This window comes from Mesobacillus subterraneus, assembly GCF_000934845.1.
Lineage (GTDB): Bacteria > Bacillota > Bacilli > Bacillales > Cytobacillaceae > Mesobacillus > Mesobacillus stamsii.
The window spans coordinates 1-21,837 of sequence record NZ_JXIQ01000097.1 but is presented as its reverse complement, the minus strand read 5'-3'; the positions used below and the strand labels follow the sequence as shown (position 1 = coordinate 21,837).

Annotated in this window: 20 protein-coding genes and 1 pseudogene; 17 read left to right on the top strand and 4 right to left on the bottom strand. The window is 41.7% G+C overall.

Going from position 1 to position 21,837, the window contains the following annotated elements; all coding sequences use genetic code 11:
* Positions 1–954 precede the first annotated feature (954 nt).
* From UB32_RS12380 to UB32_RS19050, 6 genes are all read left to right on the top strand, one after another.
* Positions 955–2,124: a serine-tRNA(Ala) deacylase AlaX gene (locus UB32_RS12380; RefSeq protein WP_044394220.1), complete on the top strand. Its 1,170-nt coding sequence runs from the start codon at positions 955–957 to the stop codon at positions 2,122–2,124.
* Between the two features lie 218 nt (positions 2,125–2,342).
* Positions 2,343–2,555 carry a hypothetical protein gene (locus UB32_RS12375; RefSeq protein WP_044394218.1) on the top strand — a complete coding sequence of 71 codons (213 nt, stop codon included), beginning with the start codon at positions 2,343–2,345 and terminating at the stop codon, positions 2,553–2,555.
* Positions 2,556–2,766: 211 nt separating this feature from the next.
* The gene (locus tag UB32_RS12370; protein ID WP_044394256.1) at positions 2,767–4,344 is read left to right on the top strand and encodes a peptide chain release factor 3; all 1,578 of its coding nucleotides are present in this window, start codon (positions 2,767–2,769) and stop codon (positions 4,342–4,344) included.
* A 151-nt stretch (positions 4,345–4,495) separates the two neighbouring features.
* Positions 4,496–4,987 (top strand): hypothetical protein, encoded by a 492-nt coding sequence (locus tag UB32_RS12365; RefSeq protein ID WP_044394216.1) that lies wholly within the window; start codon positions 4,496–4,498, stop codon positions 4,985–4,987.
* A gap of 255 nt (positions 4,988–5,242) precedes the next feature.
* On the top strand, positions 5,243–5,989 hold the full coding sequence (gene sigI, locus UB32_RS12360) for an RNA polymerase sigma factor SigI (protein WP_044394254.1): 747 nt from the start codon (positions 5,243–5,245) through the stop codon (positions 5,987–5,989).
* Positions 5,986–7,059, top strand: a complete 1,074-nt coding sequence (locus UB32_RS19050) for an anti-sigma factor domain-containing protein (RefSeq protein WP_052807026.1) — start codon at positions 5,986–5,988, stop codon at positions 7,057–7,059. Before sigI ends, UB32_RS19050 begins: the two co-directional genes overlap by 4 nt.
* A gap of 61 nt (positions 7,060–7,120) precedes the next feature.
* Here the strand turns inward: UB32_RS19050 and UB32_RS12350 are convergent, their stop codons facing one another.
* Positions 7,121–7,321: an alpha/beta-type small acid-soluble spore protein gene (locus tag UB32_RS12350; RefSeq protein ID WP_044394215.1), complete on the bottom strand. Its 201-nt coding sequence runs from the start codon at positions 7,319–7,321 to the stop codon at positions 7,121–7,123.
* Positions 7,322–7,473: 152 nt separating this feature from the next.
* Positions 7,474–7,821, bottom strand: a complete 348-nt coding sequence (locus tag UB32_RS12345) for a DUF3905 domain-containing protein (protein WP_044394213.1) — start codon at positions 7,819–7,821, stop codon at positions 7,474–7,476.
* Positions 7,822–7,957: 136 nt separating this feature from the next.
* On the opposite strand from UB32_RS12345, the gene UB32_RS20190 reads away from it, so the two are divergent.
* The gene (locus tag UB32_RS20190) at positions 7,958–8,119 is read left to right on the top strand and encodes a hypothetical protein (RefSeq protein WP_170169087.1); all 162 of its coding nucleotides are present in this window, start codon (positions 7,958–7,960) and stop codon (positions 8,117–8,119) included.
* Entirely contained in the window at positions 8,119–8,262 is a 144-nt protein-coding gene (locus UB32_RS20185; protein ID WP_198528196.1) for a hypothetical protein, read from the top strand. Before UB32_RS20190 ends, UB32_RS20185 begins: the two co-directional genes overlap by 1 nt.
* A 39-nt stretch (positions 8,263–8,301) precedes the next feature.
* Here the strand turns inward: UB32_RS20185 and UB32_RS12340 are convergent, their stop codons facing one another.
* On the bottom strand, positions 8,302–10,068 hold the full coding sequence (locus UB32_RS12340) for a B12-binding domain-containing radical SAM protein (protein WP_044394210.1): 1,767 nt from the start codon (positions 10,066–10,068) through the stop codon (positions 8,302–8,304).
* A gap of 143 nt (positions 10,069–10,211) precedes the next feature.
* Positions 10,212–11,255 carry an acyltransferase family protein gene (locus UB32_RS12335; protein WP_044394208.1) on the bottom strand — a complete coding sequence of 348 codons (1,044 nt, stop codon included), beginning with the start codon at positions 11,253–11,255 and terminating at the stop codon, positions 10,212–10,214.
* Positions 11,256–11,602: 347 nt separating this feature from the next.
* On the opposite strand from UB32_RS12335, the gene UB32_RS12330 reads away from it, so the two are divergent.
* From UB32_RS12330 to UB32_RS12290, 9 genes and pseudogenes are all read left to right on the top strand, one after another.
* The gene (locus tag UB32_RS12330) at positions 11,603–12,616 is read left to right on the top strand and encodes a 2-oxoacid:acceptor oxidoreductase family protein (protein ID WP_044394206.1); all 1,014 of its coding nucleotides are present in this window, start codon (positions 11,603–11,605) and stop codon (positions 12,614–12,616) included.
* Positions 12,616–14,910 (top strand): thiamine pyrophosphate-dependent enzyme, encoded by a 2,295-nt coding sequence (locus UB32_RS12325; RefSeq protein ID WP_044394204.1) that lies wholly within the window; start codon positions 12,616–12,618, stop codon positions 14,908–14,910. Before UB32_RS12330 ends, UB32_RS12325 begins: the two co-directional genes overlap by 1 nt.
* A 196-nt stretch (positions 14,911–15,106) precedes the next feature.
* On the top strand, positions 15,107–16,372 hold the full coding sequence (locus UB32_RS12320; protein WP_128721542.1) for a PAS domain-containing sensor histidine kinase: 1,266 nt from the start codon (positions 15,107–15,109) through the stop codon (positions 16,370–16,372).
* Positions 16,373–16,485: 113 nt separating this feature from the next.
* Positions 16,486–16,749 (top strand): annotated as a pseudogene (locus UB32_RS12315) (DUF2087 domain-containing protein); the annotation flags it as partial.
* A 656-nt stretch (positions 16,750–17,405) separates the two neighbouring features.
* A complete protein-coding gene (locus UB32_RS12310; RefSeq protein WP_044394249.1) occupies positions 17,406–17,645 on the top strand; it encodes an aspartyl-phosphate phosphatase Spo0E family protein in 240 nt (79 codons plus the stop codon).
* Positions 17,646–18,273: 628 nt separating this feature from the next.
* The gene (locus tag UB32_RS12305) at positions 18,274–19,101 is read left to right on the top strand and encodes an electron transfer flavoprotein subunit beta/FixA family protein (protein ID WP_044394203.1); all 828 of its coding nucleotides are present in this window, start codon (positions 18,274–18,276) and stop codon (positions 19,099–19,101) included.
* Positions 19,102–19,128: 27 nt separating this feature from the next.
* Complete coding sequence (locus tag UB32_RS12300) at positions 19,129–20,157, top strand: electron transfer flavoprotein subunit alpha/FixB family protein (RefSeq protein WP_044394202.1); 1,029 nt, start codon at positions 19,129–19,131, stop codon at positions 20,155–20,157.
* Entirely contained in the window at positions 20,150–21,445 is a 1,296-nt protein-coding gene (locus UB32_RS12295; RefSeq protein ID WP_044394201.1) for an FAD-dependent oxidoreductase, read from the top strand. The genes UB32_RS12300 and UB32_RS12295 overlap by 8 nt, the downstream gene beginning before the upstream one ends.
* The gene (locus UB32_RS12290) at positions 21,445–21,729 is read left to right on the top strand and encodes a ferredoxin family protein (protein ID WP_044394200.1); all 285 of its coding nucleotides are present in this window, start codon (positions 21,445–21,447) and stop codon (positions 21,727–21,729) included. The genes UB32_RS12295 and UB32_RS12290 overlap by 1 nt, the downstream gene beginning before the upstream one ends.
* The last annotated feature ends 108 nt before the right edge of the window (positions 21,730–21,837 follow it).

The window sequence follows — 21,837 nt, the reverse complement described above, 5'->3', positions numbered from 1 at the left end:
ATATTTGAAAAGATTCGGTGGTCTCGATCAGATGCTTGTGCTTCACCTGTAAAACAGTAGCTTCATTTGATACCAATTTTGTAAACTGTGTCCATTTAGGTTCTACATTGATACCTTCCATAATTTTTAAAGTCGTTTTTGTTTCGACAGTTAACAAGAAGGATACAAGTTTGGACAAAGAGGTTACCTCAACTGCCTTTTGACGGCTGTAAAGTTAAGTAGTCTCATCCAATTTGCTGGCAGTCTGATAAATTCCCAGCATTTTCTTAATGGAAAATCTTTTTTGAACCCAATAAGCCGTATTGGCGTCCGAAAAAACCAGAAATAGGGAAATAAGGTCACCAATAAGCCGTATTGGTGCCCGAAAAAACCATAAATTAGGGAAATAAGGTCACCAATAAGCTGTATTGGTGACCGAAAAAACCAGAAATCGGGAAAATAGGTCACCAATGAGCCGTATTGGTGCTCGAAAAATCCATAAATTAGGAAAAAGAGATCACCAATGAGCTGTATTGGTGCTCAAAAAAACCAGAAATTAGGAAAAAGGGGTCACCAATAAGCCGTATTGGTGCACGAAAAAACCAGAAATTAGGGAAATGAGGTCACCAATAAGCCGTATTGGTGCACGAAAAAACCAGAAATTAGGGAAATAAGGTCACCAATGAGCTGAATTGGTGCCCGAAAAAACCAGAAATTAGGTAAATAAGGTTACCAATGAGCCGTATTGGTGCACGAAAAAACCAGAAATTAGGGAAATAAGGTCACCAATGAGCCGTATTGGTGCACGAAAAAACCAGAAGTTGGGAAAAGAGGTCACCAATGAGCTGTATTGGTGCAAAAAAGACCTTTTCACGTAAATACACCTAGCATTCGATCTCCGTTCTGATTAAGTTCCTGCTCTAGAAAATGGTATACTGGGATTTATAAGTTGTCATCGGGAGCGTGAAGAGGAACATGGAGAATAAGTTATATTATCAAAATGCTTACACCAAAACCTTTACAGCCGAGCTAGTCAGGCAAGGTGCGGATGAATCAGGCAGGAACTATGCAGTTTTGACGCAAACAGCTTTTTACCCGACAGGTGGTGGACAGCCATTTGATACTGGTGTTCTGAACGGCATAAAGGTAGTCGGTGTAGAGGAAATCGACGGTGAGATACGCCATTACATACAAGAACCGCTGGAAGAAGGAATGCCAATAAAGGGGGAAATAGATTGGGACCGCCGGTTTGATCATATGCAGCAGCATGCTGGACAGCATATTCTTTCGGCAGCGTTTGAAGAGCTGTATGGCTATAAAACAGTTAGTTTCCATTTAGGGAAAAAGACGCTTACAATCGACCTCGAAACAGAGAAACTGTCAACGGAGGAAGCTGATAGGGTGGAGAAACTGGCAAACCGGGTAATCCTAGAGAATCGGCCAATCTTTAGTAAATGGATCGATGGGGAGGAAGTAAAGCAATACAAGCTCAGAAAACCGCTGTCAGTAGCAAACAATATCAGGCTCGTGATCATACCAGAATTCGATTATAATGGCTGCGGTGGAACCCATCCAAACAGTACAGGCGAAGCAGGCAATCTGAAAATCCTCGGATGGGAAAGACAGAAGAAACTAATCCGCGTGGAGTTTGTATGTGGGCAAAGGGTGTTGAGCATACTGTGGGAAAAGCAGGCAATCCTTAAGGAACTCTCGATTCTGCTGAATGCACCTGAACAGGATTTGGTGTCGTCTGTCAATCGACTGCTAGGGCAGAAAAAGACCATCGAGGAAATGGGCAGCCAATTGCTTCAATATGAAGCTGCAGAATTGATTGCAGCCAATTCGGGGAATATTGTCAGCCATGTTTATCAAAACAGGAGTATCCAGGAACTTCAAAAGCTTGCAAGATTGCTCACTGGACAAGCAGAGGAAAAGGTATTCCTATTAGTTGCCGAAAACGAGGATAACCTCCAATTTGTTTTTGCCCGCGGTAAGAACGCTCAGGGAAACTTGAAAGAATGGTCAAAACATGCCCTTTTAATAATAGACGGCAAAGGCGGAGGCAGCGATCAGCTTGTTCAAGGAGGAGGAAAATGGATGCCTGGGGATGAATTTATCAAAGCGATTGCTACTATCATCCAATAAAAAAACTTAAATTTCAGGAAATAAGACGTAGTTCTTTAGGGGTAATTTATTACTATAAAAAAGCTGTTTCCTTTTGTGTTTTGCTGGTATCTCTAAAATCATAAGATAAAAGACCTATTCCCATTGAATAATTGAGCGATAAATGAAAAAATTACCATTTAAAAAAAGGTTTCACTCCTTCATAATGAAATTCAACCAGAGAAATAGGGGGAATCACAATGTATGAAGTGGAGAAAGGATCTATAGAAGAGGCAATTATGATCCTGCAAAATCTCGGTCTTAAAATGAATGAATACGAGAAGACGAATTCAATGATTCCAGTAGATAAATATAAAGAGTTACTGGAATTCACGATTGCAGTAGCCAGGAAAACGAATGACATCACTGTCACTATAGATGAGCTTATGAACGATATCGAAGCGAGAATGTAATAAGGGAAGAGCAGCCAATCGGCTGCTCTTTTACGTAAAAAGGTTGATTCCACTGGGCAAAATTCGACCTGTTTATGCAGGCAAGCAATACCTGAACAGAATTAACTGAAAATTATGATATGTATTTCCAGGATTGCAAACTTCCCTCCAGAAAGATAAGATTGATTTTATAGCATTGAAGGAATTGCTTGAAACAGAAAGGAAACATCAAATGATGAAAAAATTACAAGATCAAGTTTTATCACGCAGAACATTTGCGATTATATCTCACCCGGATGCCGGGAAAACGACGCTGACCGAGAAGCTGCTGTTATTCGGCGGCGCCATTCGTGACGCAGGTACGATTAAAGCAAAGAAGACAGGGAAGTTTGCGACAAGTGACTGGATGGAAATCGAGAAGCAGCGTGGAATTTCAGTTACCTCCAGTGTTATGCAGTTTGATTATGATGGCTTTAAGGTGAATATTCTCGATACACCAGGACACCAGGACTTTTCAGAAGACACCTACAGAACATTGACAGCGGTTGACAGCGCGGTGATGATCATCGATTCAGCAAAGGGGATTGAGGACCAGACGCTCAAATTGTTCAAGGTTTGCCGTATGAGAGGGATTCCGATTTTCACCTTTATCAACAAGCTTGATCGCCAGGGGAAAGCGCCACTGGAATTGCTAGCTGAACTCGAAGAAGTACTTGGCATCGAATCTTATCCGATGAACTGGCCGATTGGCATGGGAAAAGAGTTCCTTGGAATTTATGACCGATTCAACAATCGAATTGAACAATTTCGAGTAGATGAGGACAAACGCTTTGTGAAGTTGAACGAAGACGGGGAAATTGAAGGGGAGCATTCTCTGAAAGAGTCTTCCCTATTCGATCAGACTTTAGAAGAAATCATGCTGTTGGATGAAGCGGGAAATGATTTTTCGCAGGAACGGATCATCGATGGAACATTAACGCCAGTATTCTTTGGCAGTGCCTTGACAACATTCGGTGTCCAGACATTTCTTGATTCCTATCTTCAATTCGCACCCGCTCCACAGCCAAGAAACTCCACAGTTGGCGAAGTAGATCCAAACTCAGAGGTATTCTCAGGGTTTATTTTTAAAATCCAGGCAAACATGAACCCGGCCCACCGCGACAGGATCGCCTTCCTTCGCATTTGTTCCGGAAAGTTCGAGCGTGGGATGACCGTACTGCTAAGCAGGACAGGAAAGACGTTAAAGCTAGCGCAGTCCACCCAGTTCATGGCGGATGACCGCAGCACTGTTGAGGAAGCAGTTGCCGGCGATATTATTGGGCTTTACGATTCAGGCACCTATCAGATTGGCGATACGATTGTATCTGGCAAGGAAGGGTTTCAGTATGAAAAGCTTCCCCAATTTACACCAGAGCTTTTTGTCAGGGTTTCAGCTAAGAACGTCATGAAGCAAAAGCATTTCCATAAAGGAATCCAGCAGCTTGTCCAAGAAGGAGCCATCCAATTGTTTAAGACATTAAAAACGGAAGAGTACCTTCTTGGTGCAGTCGGTCAGCTTCAATTCGAAGTTTTTGAAGCCAGGATGCGCAATGAATACAATGTGGAAGTTATGATGGAACGACAAGGCTCTAAAATTGCCCGCTGGATTGAAGGCGACAATGTGAACGAGAACTTGTCTAGCACTCGAAGCCTGTTAGTGAGTGACCGCTTTGGTAAAAAAGTATTCCTGTTTGAAAACGAATTTGCCTTAAGATGGTTCCAGGATAAGAATCCTGAAGTAAAACTTTATAACCCTATGGATGTATCTTAAGGATCAAGAGTCGGCCAAATGGCCGGCTCTTTTCTTAACAATTATCTGGAAAAGTGATAATTCAAAGCCTAATTTGGACAATCTAAAATAAGTAGAAGCAGGAAGAAATTTCGCACTCATACAATGAAAGTCCAATAAATATTCTAAAGGGATGAATCTTGTCGTGACGATAAAAAAGAAAATAACCAAACTAGAAGCGGTAATGTGGAGCATCGCACTGCCGGGATTCACCCAACTGCTAACGGGCAATCTTGTGAAGGGCATATTATTCGTTTCCCTCGAGTTCCTTGTTAACGTAAAAAGTAATTTTAACAAAGGAATAATGTATAGTTTCCTTGGTGAAACAGGAATGGCCATGCAGGTAATGGATTATCAGTGGCTGATGTTTTACCCATGTCTATATATGTTTGCGATGTGGGATTCCTATCGGAGTGTCATGCCGGAGGAGGAAAAAATCACCTTTTTGCCTTTCGTTTTTTCCGCCTATTTTGTCACTGTCGGTTTGATGATTTCGCCTAAAATCAAGATATTTGGAATGTTTCCCGGCCCTGTGTTTTTACCGATGATGTTTGTAATTCCAGGTGTATTGATCGGGTTATTGATCAGGAAGCTAATTTTAAGATTTTATCGTAATGGACAATAACTTCAGAGTTTGTTTAAAAGAAGAAACATGAATTCCGATTGATCGCAGACTGGAATTTTTATTTTTTTAGGAAACCCCCATAACCATTCAGGTACAATCGTACCCATTTAGTGATAAAGCGATCGCTCAAAAAAAGAAAGGATTTAGACTATTTCAAGTACTACAGGAACGCCTTATGCTGTTTTTCTCCCTACCTGACCACATATGATATATGGACAGTTATGGTATAATGTGTGGAGAAATGGGGTGAGGCTATTGCTAAGTTTATTGTTTATGGCAAAGAAAAAACGCAGACCGCTGGAGGAAACCGTTGAGAAAATCCACCAGGGGGATGCTGATCTTCGAGAAGATTTAATTGATTCCTACAAACCGTTTATTGCCAAGACTGTTTCGTCTGTCTGCAAGAGGTACATACATGAGTCTGACGATGAATTTAGCATTGGTCTCATCGCTTTTAATGAAGCAATTCAGAAATATTCATCTGAAAAAGGGAGTTCTTTGTTGAGTTTTGCCGAAGTCATGATTAAGCGAAGGGTCATTGATTATATCCGCCAGCAGAGCCGGAGTCAATACTTGAGCTTTGACAGCTTTCAGGATCCAAATGAAGAAGAACAGCGCCGGTCTACACTAGAAGACAATTTATCACTTGATGAGTTTCAGAAAAAGAAAGAACAGGACTTGAGAAGAGAAGAAATCCTCCAATTCCAAACGATATTATCTGAGTTTGATTTGTCCTTCCAGGATTTGCTGGAGCAGTCGCCAAAACATGCGGATGCCCGAAAAAACGCCATGCTCGTTGCAAAGGCAATGGTAGAAAATGAAGAATTGAAGAACTTTCTGCTCGAAAAAAGGCGGATGCCAATCAAACAACTTGAAGAATTGGTCAATGTCAGCAGAAAGACGATAGAGAGAAACAGAAAATATATCATTGCCATCGCACTTATTTTAATTGGGGATTATGTATTTTTAAAGGATTATATTAAAGGGGTGTTGGAGACATGAGAAAAGGAGTAATCCTTGCCATCAATGATCTTTACCTAACATTGTTGACCCCCGAAGGCGAGTTTTTGCGCGCCCGAAAGTTTCGGCAAGATTATCAAATCGGGGAGGAAATCGATTTTTTTCCAGAATCAGAAATGGACAAAAGGAAAAAATTTCGCGCTCCTTTTTTCACTAGCCTGAAAGCAAGGTCGCTTATACTGGTTGCAGCGCTCCTGCTTATGATGGCCGCAGTCCTGCCAATTTACCAGGATGGGCAAGTATATGCATATATGTCCATCGATGTTAACCCGAGCATAGAAATGGCGGTCAATGATGAGTTAAAGGTTCTGGAGATAAATGGATACAATCCTGAAGGGAAACAAATTATCACAGAAATAGAGGATTGGCGGAAGAAAGATGCTGCCATTGTTGCAAAGATGATTCTTGATAAAATAGAAGACCATGGCTATTTCACTAATCAAAATGCAGTGATCATCGCAACAGTTCATAAGTCGAAGGCGAGAAAATCAGCGGACCAAAAATTAGAACAAAAAGTGGCGGAAATTAAACAGACAACAGCAGAAGAGAATTTGAACCTTAAGGTTGTGGAAGCAACAAATGATGATAGGGAGAAGGCTGTTAAGCAGGGGATTACGGCTGGTGTGTATAAAGAGAAGAATATCACTCCGGCAAAAGAGCCTGCTGCTGCACCGCCTGTAAAGGAACAGAAAGCCCAGCCAAAGGCCGCACAAGAGAGTCAAGTCCAGCAGCCGATAAGGAAGGAACCGGAACGAGAGCTGAAAAAGCAAGAAGCTCCAGGAAAGGAAAAGAAAGTCAAACCAGTGCTTCCAAAGGGCAGTTCGGATGTAAAACAGCAAGGAAATCCAGTTGTGGAAAAAATAAACGAAAAAAAGAATTCAGAGTCGAACGGCAATAGCAACCAAAAAAGCCATCCCGTTCATAACGGGGGAATAAAGCCAGATCTTCACCTTGAAAAATACAAACCAGAAATAAAACGAAACGTGATCGAAAACAAGAATAGCGCTCAAAGAGAAACAGGGAAAAGGATAGGCAATCTCATTAAAAAATAAGAAAAGTCCGGAATGCGATTCCGGACTTTTTTCCATGTCAATATTCTTTTTTCGGGTTACATTATTCTTGTTTTTGTCCAGAAAGCTGTGCTTGAGCCTGCTGAACTAAACGTTTGGTGATTTCTCCTCCTACTGAACCATTTGCTCTGGAAACAGTGTCGGATCCAAGTGTAACGCCAAATTCCTGTGCAATCTCATATTTTACCTGATCCATGAATTGCTCCACTCCAGGAACAAGCAATTTATTTGAATTTCGAGCCATATAATCATCTCCTTTTTATGATTTCAGAGAGAGCTCTCTGTAGGAATAGTTTGGACATTGCCGGCAAGATCATGACTGGTAACTTTTTATAGAAAGGAATATCCGCTTCATTTATCCCGCCTGTAGGAGAAAGCTTTGTCCTTCTTGAACCTTTAGTCTTGTCCCTTGCTGACATCTTTTGTTGGATGCATGAATGGATAGCCCTGTGGTTTTCTCATTTTCTCGAGAAGCTCTCTGTTTTCTGCTGTGTTCCAGCCAATGTCATTGGTGGGATGAATCCATTCATCACCGGCCATGATGGCAGGGTCTGTCTCTTCCGACCAATTTTCCAGCGGTGAAGTTTCAGAAGCGTAAAGGCTGTCTCCAATGATCACACCATGCTTATTCGTAAATGGTGCTTTCCTTTTCATCCCAGTTTCCTTGAAGCTTGGAGCATTGATTTGATGGGGGAATGTTTCATCGATATCTAATGGTTCTAGTTCTTGATCCTTCTTTGCCATTTTTGCTCCTCCTTTTTACGTTTATCATTTGTTTTATCTGGCTTTTTTAAAAGACCGTTCATTTTGTAAAATAAGGAAATTAAAACGTACATAGCAAAGGACCGATTGAGAAACAATGAAAGATGGAGGTGTTAAAATGGCTAAACGAAAGGCAGAAAGAAATGCAGTCGCTAAATATACAAATACTCCTAAGAAAAATCTTCAAGAAAGTGAATTTTCTGCTGAATTTTCACATGGAGAAGATCCAGGGAAATTTGCTAACCGGAATTCAAAGCAGGGCAGGAAAGGAAGAGCATAATGAAAAAACAGGATGGCCGTCATCAAAAACCTGTGAATGTTGAATTCGGCATGGAATTTGGAGATATAAATGCGGGGAAGTTTTATGAACAGCCTTTTGCTAATAAAAAGGGGAAGCAAAAAACCGAAAAGGATTGCAAATAACAAAAAGCGCAAGCGTCATGAAACGCTTGCGCTGGCACTTTAAGCTTTCTTTTCTGCCAAATTTTCTTTGTCAACAGAGAAAAAATGAGGTGTTTCTGATTTAGAATCAAAATAGACAAGGAGATGGGAACGTTCCTTCTCTACTATTCCTTCTTCGATCAGTTTAGCAAAATGGATGCTGATATCAACAAGCAAGGTATGCTTGTATAGTTCCTTTTCATTAAGCTTTAAATTCACGAACTGCTGGCCAAGAGCCTCGGGGTTCTTGATGATTTCCCTATATAAGGCGGACCGTTGTCTCTTATCTGAGGACAACTCCCACCATGGTTTACGCGGCTTGTATTTCATGCTGGCAAGATAGTCATATTTCATTAAACTGACAATCTGCTCTAGGTGATCTACTTCTTTTTGTTGCAGGAACTCGTAAAGCCGTTTAAATAAATCCTCCAGCTGATGTCCAATCCTCGACCACCCTTTTGTTTCCCAGAAAGAGCCAAATTCCTGGAAGAAATCGAATGGGGAAGGGAAAATCCTCGTGACAAGGAACTCAACTGTATGGTCCATCCTGTGATCATTCCAATATTTCTCCAGCACATCCTCAACCTGCTTGATCTTAATGATATCATAGAAATCCAGTGCGTTATTTCCGAGTATTTCATAAGGGGAATGGTCCATATAGACATAGTCATGGTCAGCGGCTCTTAGTCTCAATCCAGTCCCTCTCAGCATTTTCAAGAAACCTAGCTGCAATTCCTCTGGTCTCATCGCAAAGACATCATTGAAGGTTTTTTTGAAGGAATGATAATCTTCTTCAGGTAATCCAGCAATCAAGTCAAGGTGCTGGTCAATTTTGCCGCCTTCCTTGACCATTATTACAGTTCGTTTTAGTTTTTCAAAGTTTTGTTTTCTCATGACTAATTCGTTTGTATAATCATTTGTCGATTGAACTCCAATTTCAAAGCGAAATAAACCCGCAGGAGCTTCCTCATTCAGGAAGGAAATGACCTCGGGCCTCATGATGTCAGCAGTGATTTCGAATTGGAACACAGTTCCCGGAAGATGCTCATCAATAAGGAAACGAAACATTTCCATTGCATAACTTCGGCTAATATTGAAGGTTCTGTCCACGAACTTGATGGTCTTCGCGCCATTTTTCATTAAATAGCGGATATCCTCTTTGATCTTTTCCCTGTCAAAGTAACGGACACCTACTTCAATCGAAGAGAGGCAGAATTGACAACTGAATGGACAGCCACGGCTCGTTTCAACATAGGTAATTCTTTTGGAGAGATGTGCAGCATCCTCTTCAAAGCGATAAGGTGTAGGGAGGTCTTTTAAATCAAGCTTGTTGCGCTGAGGGTTCAGCTGGATTCCGCTTTTACTCCGGTAGGCAATCCCAGGCACTGTTGAAAAGTCCTGTCCGGTTGAGTACCCTTCAAGAAGCTGCTTAAATGTCTGTTCTCCCTCCCCTAAAACAATCACGTCAAAATTTGGGACGTTCTCCATCCATTCTTGGACATCATAGGTTACCTCAGGGCCACCAGCGACAATCAAAATGTCAGGATTAATTTTCTTTATCATGTTTATGACTTTAATCGTTTCTTCAATATTCCAAATATAGCAACTGAATCCAATCACATCCGGTTTCTTTTGGATCAGGTCTGACACAATGTTGATGACAGGGTCTTTTATTGTATATTCAACAATGCTCGCATCAAATTTTGGTTGAGCATACGCCTTCAGATACCTGATGGCAAGATTTGTATGAATATATTTCGCGTTTAGCGTAGTTAAGACGATATTCATGAATAAAACTCCTTTATATAATCCTCCGTAAGTCAACTTCCAATTATATCTCAGTATTGGCAAAAAGGACAGGCTAAAATCCCACTTTTAAAAAAGAAAGAGCCATTCTCACAGAATGACTCTTAACATTCACTAATTGGTCTTTACTGGCTCAACAACTTTCGGCGATAGAGGCGTACGATCGCAGCAAATCTGGTTTTGAGCCGGTTGATCCTTGATGTCTTAAATTCAATTAACGGCTGGGCGAGGGCAGCTGTGTACTTGCTTGACAGGATGAAAGTAAGCACCAAGGCGATAAATACCAGGAGGATAAACCGTTCGGGACTATGGAAAAAATTCTGGACCTCGCTTTCGCGGAAAGTCCGGATGAAAAATCCATGCAGTAAATACACATAGAGTGTATTTTTCCCAAGTTCAGTAAAGAAATATTGTTTCTTAGGCACAATCGACAGGAAGCTGAAAACCATCAGCAAACTCAATAAATAAAAGCCTAAGCGCGTAAACATGCTTGAAATCGTTGCAGCTTCCATCATGGAATAGGGCTTTGACCCAAGAAGCCACTTATAGTCAATCTCGGGATGGAAGTAAAAGCCTAAAAATACAACTGTAAAGGAAAGGAGCGCGCCAATTTTAAACGAAGGTCTCGTCAGAGCCTGGATATGATTCTTCGTTAAATGGTATCCAAGCAGGAACAACGGAAAGAAGACGAAGGTCCTAGAAAGACTCAAATAATTGGATATCCAGTCGACATATCCAACGCCAAGGCCGAGTCCAAAAGCAATCAAAAGGCCTGTGGTTGCGCTAAGCCGAGCAAAGCCAATCAGCATCAGATTCCAGAAAAACAAACTGATTAAAAACCATAAGGACCAATGAGGATTCAGCAGATCGATTGTAAAGGTCGATTTACTGTAAAGAAAATAGTAAAAAATTGAATAGATCAGCTGGAAAATGAAATAAGGCAGAATCAATTTTTGGGCGATCTTCTTAACGTATCCCTTTTTATTAAAGCCTCGTGCAAAAAAGCCAGAAACCAAGATGAAGGCCGGCATATGGAAAGTATAAATGACTTTATAAATATTGTAGATCATTTCATTGTCCTCGATAAAGGATCGCAGCAGATGGCCAAAGACGACGAAAAAAATCAAGATGAACTTTGCATTGTCATAATAGTAATCTCGCTGTTTCATAGTTCCCCCTTAATTAGAGACCCCCGAAAAAGACTCCCCTTGTTTTACCCTATTAAGAATGATGCTAAACCAAAGCAGTTTATATGAAAAAATAAGGAAATGAATTTTGATTCAGCAGACTGTAACTGATTAAGGACTTAATACTGTATTGATACATTTTTCGTTCTGTTATATATCATGAAATCATTATACCATATGGATTAGGCGAGTTGTTTTTAGGTGTGTTGCAATAAAAAAATTCAAATGTTTGATATATGTCACAGCTTTCTTTTCTTGCTTTCGATAAAATGAAAGATGGGGAATGGTAACATTCAATTACCTTAACATGAAAATTGGGGAGGGAGATTATGTCTATCTTATCAAAGAAAAATGAACTTGGGTTTTATGAGATCAGACTTGAATCGATTGGAGGACTTGGCGCAAACCTTGCCGGAAAAATGCTAGCTGAGGCAGGAGTGCTCGGTCTTGGGCTGAACGGTTCCAACTTTTCTTCGTATGGTTCGGAGAAGAAAGGTTCACCGGTGAAAAGCTTTGTCCGGTTTTGTGATCCGGAAACAGAAATTAGGGTTCATAGTCCGATAGAAGAGCCTCATGTTGTTGGTGTCTTCCATGAAGCATTGTACAAAACAATAGATGTTGTCAGTGGCTTGCGCCCGGATGGAATTCTGCTTGTTAATTCAACACGTGATTTTGATGAAATCAAACAAGACCTTCATTTGCAATATGGAACACTGGCAATTGTCGATGCACTGTCCATCGCAGTCGAGGAAAAGACAAAAGTGAATACAGCAATGCTTGGAGCTTTATACCGGATTATTGACTTCCTAGATCCTGAAGCAATGAAGCATGTAATCCGGAAAACTTTCGAAAAGAAATACCCGCATTTTGTGGAATCCAACATCAGAACATTCGAAAGAGGCTATAACGAGGTCCACTTTAAAACATACGAGTCTGAACAAGGAGCGCAAGGCAAGGATTTCAAGCGTCCGATACCGCTGCTTGGATATGAAACACAGGAACTCGGCGGAGTCATTACTGCACAGGCAAACAGCATTCTCAAAGATTTAAGCGGTTCCAGACAAGGATTCCTGCCACAATTTAACCAGGCAGCCTGCATCAACTGCGCGGCATGTGACACTGCATGCCCTGATTACTGCTTTGTCTGGGAAGCAGGTGAGGACAAACGAGGCCGTAAGCAAATGTTTTTAAAGGGAATCGACTATCAATATTGCAAAGGTTGCTTGAAATGTGTGGAAGCATGTCCGACAACGGCATTAAGCGAATTGAGGGAAATGATTGGCTATGCTGAGGAAAACCAAGTAAAACAAAATTATCCTTATGTGACTGGAGGGGTATCTTAATGTCCATTCTTGAAGAGAACGCAAAAGCAATGAGCACAGCAGAACAGGTGACCACTTTTGAATCGGGAAATGAAATGGCGGCAATGGCCGCGGCACAGATTAACTACCATATAATGGGTTATTTTCCGATTACTCCGTCTACCGAAGTTGCCCAGTTTCTCGATTTGATGAAAGCAAGGGGCGAGCATGATATCAAGTTGATCCCAGCAGATGGCGAGCATGGTTCAGCTGGTATTTGTTATGGAGCGGCAGCAACAGGAGCGCGTGTATTCAACGCAACAAGCGCGAACGGTTTGATGTATATGCTAGAGCAGCTTCCAGTCCAATCGGGCACACGGTATCCAATGGTACTGAATCTTGTTACACGGTCCATCAGCGGTCCGTTAGATATTCGTGGTGATCATTCGGATCTGTATTTTGCCCTTAATACTGGATGGGTAATTCTTACAGCAAGAACGCCACAGGCAGTTTATGATATGAATATCATGGCGCTGAAAATAGCGGAGCATTCTGATGTCCGCCTGCCGGTGATGATTGCTTACGATGGCTTCTTTACGTCGCATCAAAAGCGGAAGGTGAAATATTTCAAAGACCGTGCAGTCGTCCAAAAATTCGTTGGAGAGGTACCGACTGAATACAATTTTGCCCGAGATCCAAAGAAGCCGTTAACGATCGGAGCGCATATGAATGGCGATGACCTGATCAACAACCACTTCCAGCAATCAGAAGCGATATACAGGGCGAAAGATGTTTTTAAAGAAGTGACTGCAGAATATGCAAAATTGTCAGGACGCAGTTATGATATTCTCGATCTCTATAAAATGGAAGATGCGGAGGTAGCGTTATTTCTGTTAAACTCAGCTGCAGAGTCTTCCAAGGATGTTGTCGACAGGCTTAGGGAGAAAGGAATCAAAGCTGGGGTCGTCAGCCCTAACATCATCCGTCCTTTCCCTGCTCAGGAAATCAGGGAAGCTTTAAAGAATGTGAAATCTCTTCTCGTTGGGGAAAGAGCTGATTCTTATGGCGGTCATGGTCCAAACCTGACACATGAAATCAAGTCCGCACTTCAGGAAGACAAGAGTAATGAAACGATCGTCCTAAGCAGAGTGTTCGGCTTGGGCGGGAAGGACTTTTATGCAGATGATGCCGAAGCATTTTTCGCAATGGCAATGGAAGCTATGGAAAAAGGCTACGCCGAAAAACCGTTTGACTACTACGGTCATATTTCGGGCGAACCTGAAAAAATTCTAAAGCCTGTCATTGAGCCGCAGCATGGTGATGTGTATAAGTCTGGATTGATCCAGGTAACAAGGGATGAAGAGAAAAACAAATTGAATGTTAAAATTCCACCATTAAGGGCGCTGACTTCAAAGCCAAAACGGATCGCATCCGGTCATGGCGCTTGCCCTGGTTGCGGAATTTTCGGCGGCCTTGAAATGTTCTTCAAAGGCATAGAAGGAGATCTTGTCATCCTATTCCAAACAGGCTGTGCGTATGTTGTTACAACTGCGTATCCTCACACCTCCCATAAACAGACGACGATCCATAATCTGTTCCAAAACGGGGCGGCAACTTTGTCGGGAACGCTCGAAGCTTTCCTAGAATTAAAGCGCCGCGGTGAAATCGAAGTGTCAGCAGATGCCACATTCGTAATGGTAACCGGTGATGGCGGCATGGACATCGGCATGGGATCGGCAATCGGAACAGCGCTTCGCGGCCACAAGCTGATCATGCTGGAATATGATAATGAGGGATATATGAACACGGGTTCTCAGCTTTCTTATTCTACGCCGTTTGGACATATGACTAGCACTTCGAATGTAGGGAAGGCCCAAAAAGGCAAAGCGTTCCATCATAAGGATACTGCCCAAATCATGGCTTCCACCAATATACCTTACGTTTTCACAGGTACAGAGGCGTTCCCGCAGGATCTTTTGAAAAAGGCGGCAAAGGCACAATGGTATGCCCAAAATGTTGGAACGGTGTATGGCAAGCTTTTGATCACATGCCCGCTTAACTGGAAGTCAGAAGATCGCTATGGACAGACAATCGTCGAAGCAGCTGTCAATTCCAACTTCTTCCCGCTGTATGAAGTTGAGCAGGGGGTTACGAACATAACATATGACCCTGAAGCGAAAAACAAGAAAATTCCTTTGTCAGACTGGCTAAAATACATGGGAAAAACAAAGCACTTGTTAACAGAAGAAAACAAAGACATGCTGATCGAATTCGAAACAGAAGTGGAAAAAAGATGGCAGCGTCTAAAGGCCAAACACGAAAATGAATATCTATAAAAAAAGGAAAAGCCGAGATTCTCGGCTTTTTTTTTAAGAAAGAATAAATATAGTATTCAGTTTCTTTATTTTGGATAGTCTGCTAGGTTTTACGCAAAAAGTGTCGTTAATACCGGGAAAAAACCACGAAATAAAGGGATTTTTAACCTCAATGTAGAAATCACTAGTAATAGGAAACCGACAAGGAGGCTTTCTGGTGGATAGTGCTAACAAACCGGATGAAATTAAGGCACTGAAGGAAAAAATAGCCGCATTAAAACAAGAAAATTCCTTATTAAAAGAAATCGTAAAAGATCAGAATGAACTCGATGTGGCTGCAAATTCTACTCCAACTGCTTTTAATGAAAAGATTCTCAGCAAAGAGGTTTTAGTAAAAAGCTTATTCCGTGATCGATACCGGATGGAACAGGAAATACGAAAAAACGAAGCAAAGTTCAGGAAAATTTTTGAGAGTTCATATGATGGGATGATTCTCTGGGATGAAAATTGCCAGCAATATGAGATCAATTCCTCTGGTATATCGAAGCTGGGATTGAAGCCCGAAGACCTGGAAGAAAAAAATTTTCGAAGGCTTTTGGTAAGGCTAGGCTTAACCGAGACATTTCTTGATGAAAAAATGGAAGAACTACTGCGAAAAGGAAGGCTGGATGGAAGGATTACGATTCCTTATGATGATGACAGGCTGAGGCATTTAGAATACACAGCCAATCGGCATCTGGAAAACAGTATGAATTTGATAAACTTCAGGAATATTACGGAAAAACTCGAAATGGAAGCACAGCTGCAAAACTCCGACACTTTGAATATACTAGGAGAATTGGCAGCCGGAATCGCCCATGAAATTCGCAATCCAATGACAGCACTCAAAGGATTCATCCAGCTGCTAGAAAATAGTTCTGGTGACCAATATTCTCTTTATTTCCAGGTGATCAAGTCTGAATTGCAGAGGATTGACTCGATCATTAATGAGTTTCTCATTCTTGCCAAGCCTCAGGCTATTAAGTATGTTAGAGAAGATATAGCGAAAATCATGAAGGAAACGGTTGATCTACTGACAGCGCAGGCTGTTCTCCATGACGTTCAATTCAAGACATTTTATGACGACAGTTTACCGAAGCTTTTTTGCGAACCAAATCAAATAAAAAAAGTGTTTATCAATATCATAAAAAACGCGATTGAAGTCATGCCAAAAGGTGGATTCGTATACATTGAAGTCAGTAACGCACCAGGTAATAAAATACATATTTCCATTAAGGATGAAGGAGAGGGAATCTCCGCTGCTAACATGGAAAAGATTGGGGAACCATTCTTCACAACAAAAGAAACCGGAACAGGTCTCGGACTAATGGTTAGTTTCAAAATTATGGAAGAACATAGGGGCACGATCGAAGTGGAAAGCGAACTGGGACAAGGGACTACTTTTCATTTGTATTTGCCAATCACTGAAGGAACATCTGATTAAAGGATCATTAGATTCCGATTTAACGAGTTGCATATAAAACTGACGGAGTCAACCATTTGAAAAAAGAAGAGAAGGTGGAAACATTGACCGATCAGAACATCGAAAGGCAGAAAGTCATTGATAATTTCATGACAAAAGACGGCAAATTAAAAAATATACCCGCCCAACGGAAGAAGAAGCTGATGGTTTTTGAATACATGGTCCGTGGTTTGGAAGCAGATAAGAAATACCCAGAAAAAGAGCTGAACGAGTACATTAAAAAGTTTCATGACGATCATGCTACCATCAGGCGGGAATTCATCATCCATTCCTTTATGAATCGCGAAAATGGGATTTATCAATTGAACTCGGAAGAAATGTGGGAAAAACCGGAGTGATGGATCTATCTTCGCCAATAAAACTGCTACAGATTTAGGGAAGCGAGAATTGTCTAGCTCCAGCGCCTAACTCCCCGAGACGTTTCAGTCCTACAAATGAAGTCAAAGAATGACTTCACCGGTCGGCCGTCCGATGATTACAAGAAGCTATCTGATCGGTTTCGTTCGAGTGGCTTTTATCAGCAGGAAGCTGACAGATAAAAGATTGTTCGTCTAACAAAAAAAAGACCACAGTTCATGCTATGGTCGAATCAGTACAGCTTTTGGTTTAGAACAAATTTGGAAATAGCCACAGCAGACCATGCGTATGCTATTTTTTTTGTGAAAATATAGAAATCAACTTGACGATGGCGAATACGATGGTGAATATAACCAAAGCCATAATTCCTAGCATAATCAAAATGACGGGCCAATTAATATTGGACAACATTAAGCAAAACCTCCTCGCCTTCAGCCATTACATTAAATGTATGGTTAGGATCCACACCAGAACGGTTACTAACCAAAAATTTTGTCGAATAAAAAAATATTTGAAATGAAAATTGTCTAATTTTGCGATTCTATTTACATTTTCACAAGCATTTGCAATACTTCTTCAAGTAATCTATTTTTTTGTAAGGCAAAAAGTAGTAGAGGAGAAAATAGAAGTGTACCAAATGCTAGATGCTTTAATGGACGAAATTAATCGCGTCCGGGAAATGATGATAACTGTTGCCCTCGAAAATGGATTCACAAGTGATGAAGCAGTACGTTACAGTCAGGAACTTGATACTTTGATTTATGAATATCAAATATTATGCAGGAAGATAGGTTTGCAGCGAAAAAAAACAAATATTCTGTACAGACAGGCGCTCCTGCTTACCAAAAAACGATCTATCCTGTCACAGGCATACTAGTTCAATGGATATTAGGCCACCGCTTATCAGGCGGTGGTTCCATCTTAGGCTAATTCTACCATACCACCAATGAGATCTCCGTTCTAATAAAACATTTATAGAACAAAAACCTGCAATAATTTGCTCAAAATTTCACGATAATTTGGTTTTGTGTGATTTTTATCATATTTTTATTCGCTTCTTTTCTATATTTTTAACATAGAAAGGTTTCTATCATCACGATACAACACTCCCCAACAACTTATTGATCAATTTTGCTCCATGACAAGCCAATGCTGCCCGAAAAGGAGCGGTCCATTACGATCGCAGAAAGCCTAAAACTGTGAATGATGCTTATCAAAGCTGACATCCTCACATCTTTGTTTTTCACTTTTTTTCTTGTTGGTACTATGCTTGTAATGTGATACATATATCGTATTACATGCATTTTATTTTTATCTGGCTGTAATGACTGAATACTTCTTCACAGAAGAAGAAACAGTCAATATTGCCGTTCATAAATCGTTGTTTTCTGATGTACTCGTTCCTTCCATTTTTGATCGACGAGACTAACCTTATAAAGAAGAACGATCTATACAGAAAACAGCCAAAAGTAATCGTTTACAATTAAAGGAGGGAAAAGGAGAGTATGCACATTGTTGTATGTGTCAAACAAGTGCCCGACACAAAGATTATTAAAATCAATCCGAAGACGAACACTCTGGACAGGAGGAGTGCACCTGCGATATTGAATCCTTATGACGCCCATGCTGTTCAGGAAGCTGTAAAAATCAGAGAGAAAACAGGTGGTACCATTTCCGTTTTGTCCATGGGGCCGCCACAGGCAGTCGCTGTCATCAAGAAGAGCGTTGAAATTGGCGCAGATCAAGGTTATTTGATCTCCGACAGAGCATTCGCGGGTGCCGATACACTGGCTACAAGCTATGCTCTGGCAAAAGCGCTCGAGAAAATTTCACGGCAGCAGCCGATCGACCTTGTCCTATGCGGAAAGCATGCAATTGATGGGGATACAGGTCAAGTAGGTCCAGGAATTGCCCGGCGTCTTGATATACCGCCAATCACAAATGTTATCGAAGTTTCCGAGGTTAATAAGGAAGACAAAAAAGTGCTTCTTAAGCGGAAGCAAATCGACGGTTATGAGGTCCTTCAATCACAGCTTCCTTGCTTATTGACAGTGGAAAAAGAAATTAATGCCATAGAGTATGCACCGATGCCAAACATGATCAAGGCAGCCAGGTATGAACCAGTAATATGGTCCGTGAACGATCTTGCGGATGTTGATAAAACACAGCTTGGACTAAAAGGGTCTCCAACGATTGTCGGAAAAATGTTCAGTCCTCCTAAGCTCGAAGGTGGAAAAAGATTGGAAGGAAATCCGGATTCTCAAGTAGAGCAGCTGATGGAAATCTTGCTTGAACGAAAAGATTTATTGAAAGTAAATACAGCCAACTCTTGATTGCGATTTTTAAGGGGGAATAAAAGGATGCAAGAAGAAAACCAGGGAGTCTGGGTATTCATTGAAGTAAATGACGGAAAGATCGAAGGAGTGTCGCTGGAATTATTGGGTGCGGGCAGAAGGCTTGCAGACAAGCTGAAAGTTCCGCTTTCAGGGGTGATGCTCGGCGAAGGTGTTTTGCCTTTAGCCAACGACGTAATATATGCCGGAGCAGACCAAGTTTATGTTGTAGACCATCCAGTCTTGAAAGATTATCGGACTGAATCGTTCATGAAGGGAGTTTGTATACTTGCAGAAAAATACAAACCCGAAATATTCCTTTATGGTGCGACACCAAATGGAAAGGATCTCGCCAGTGCGGTTGCAACCGATTTAAGCACAGGGTTGACAGCAGATACAACGATGCTGGACGTAGATGCGGAGAAAAGGTTGTTGGAAGCAAGCCGTCCGGCATTTGGCGGAAACATCATGGCTACGATTCTCTGCAAACAACACCGGCCGCAAATGGCAACCGTACGCCCAAAAGTTATGAAGGCTATCGAGCCTGATCGAGACCGTAAAGGAATCATCATCGAAGAAGAACTGGAACTTAAGGAAGAAGATATGCGCACAAAAGTGCTTCAAATTGTGAAGGACGTAACAAAAAAAGCGAGCCTTGCTGAAGCACATGTCATCGTCGCTGGCGGAAAAGGAATGGGCGATATCCAAGGCTTTCAGTTGATTCACGAACTAGCAGAAGTCATTGGCGCGAGTGTTGGCGGGACAAGGGATGTCGTAGAAGCAGGCTGGCTGAAGCATGAGCAACAAGTTGGCCAGACAGGTGAAACGGTAACTCCAAAAATTTATTTTGCCATCGGCATATCCGGGGCAATTCAGCACGTGGAAGGGATGAAAAACTCCGAGTTGATCATTGCCATTAACAAAGATCCGAATGCACCAATTTTCGATGTCGCTACTTATGGCATAGTCGGTGATGCATTGGAAATTGTGCCAAAGCTGATCAAGCAGTTCCAGGAGCTCAGCATAGAGAAAGGCGGAGAAATGAGCTATGTCTGAAAAATTTGATGTCATCGTCGTAGGAGCTGGCCCTGCTGGCACATCATGTGCCTTCAACTGCGCCAAAAATGGTTTGAAAACATTATTGATAGAACGAGGGGAATATCCAGGTTCAAAGAACGTTATGGGCGGGGTCCTCTATCGAAAACAGATGGAAGACATCATCCCTGAATTCTGGAAGGAAGCGCCATTGGAAAGGCCAGTTGTAGAACAGCGTTTCTGGATGATGGATAAGGAATCGGTTGTCCAGTTTGGTTACAAAGGTCTCGAATGGGCAGAGGAACCTTATAATAATTTTACCGTCCTGCGGGCACAGTTTGACCAGTGGTTTGCAAAGAAAGCAGTTGATCAAGGCGCTTTATTGATAAATGAAACAGTTGTTACCGAATGTATCGTTGAAAATGGCAAGGTCGTAGGTGTCAGGACCGACCGCCCAGATGGAGAAGTATTTGCAGATGTTGTTGTGCTGGCAGACGGAGTTAACTCCCTGCTTTCCAAACAACTCGGCTTTCATCGGGAATTCCGGCCAGATGAGGTGGCCCTGACCGTCATGGAAGTCATCAATCTTCCAAAGGAAAAAATAAATGATCGCTTCAATCTAGAAGGAAACCACGGTACGACGATTGAGATTTTTGGTGATTCCACACAAGGAAATTTAGGCACTGCTTTCCTTTATACAAACAAAGAAAGTTTGAATATCGGAGTAGGAACTACGCTTTCTAGCATGATCAAAGCAAAGCTAAAGCCATATGAGCTGCTCGACTATTTGAAAAAGCATCCAATGGTGCGTCCCTATCTGGAAGGGGGAGAGTCTGCTGAGTATCTTGCCCACTTGATTCCCGAGGGAGGCTTTCATTCCGTGCCGAGAGTTGCCGGCAACGGAGTGCTTGTCGTAGGAGATGCTGCCCAGCTAGTCAATGCCATTCATCGTGAAGGATCAAACATGGCGATGGCATCGGGACAAATGGCTGCGGAAGCGATTGTTGAAGCCCAAAAAGATGGCGACTTCAGTGAGCGTAGCCTGAATCGTTATAAAGAAGCATTATTCGGAAGCTTTATCATCAAGGATCTTGAAAAGTATAAGGATGCTGCACATACCTTTGAAACATACCCACAATACTTCAAGGAATACCTGCCAATGATGAACAAAGCAATGAGCAAATTCTTCACAGTAGATGGGACATCCAAGAGAGAAAAACAAAAGGAAATCATGCGTAGTGTGACGGCAGAAAAAGGATCCTTTAAGGTCATGCAAGATATCTATCGTGCCTGGAAGGCGGTGAAATAATGTCAACAACAAACATCGAGGAAAAACAATTTCTTTTAAGGTTTAAGTGTGACACGAAATCGCATCTGACCATTCTGGACCATGACGTCTGCATGACACAGTGCCCTGATAAGCTTTGCACCGTATTTTGCCCTGCAGAGGTTTACAAATGGGAAGGAATACGAATGCAGGTAGGCTATGAAGGTTGCCATGAATGTGGAAGCTGCCGGATTGGCTGTCCGTACCAGAACATCAAATGGGAGTATCCAAAAGGCGGCCACGGAATTGTGTTTAGGCTCGCATGATTAAGAAACCAACAAAAGCTGGCGACTAACTTAAAGGTCGCCAGCTTTTTTGTAGTATCAGAATTTATATGTTTACCCTTTTTTGTAATTGCGGGAAAATTGAGGCAT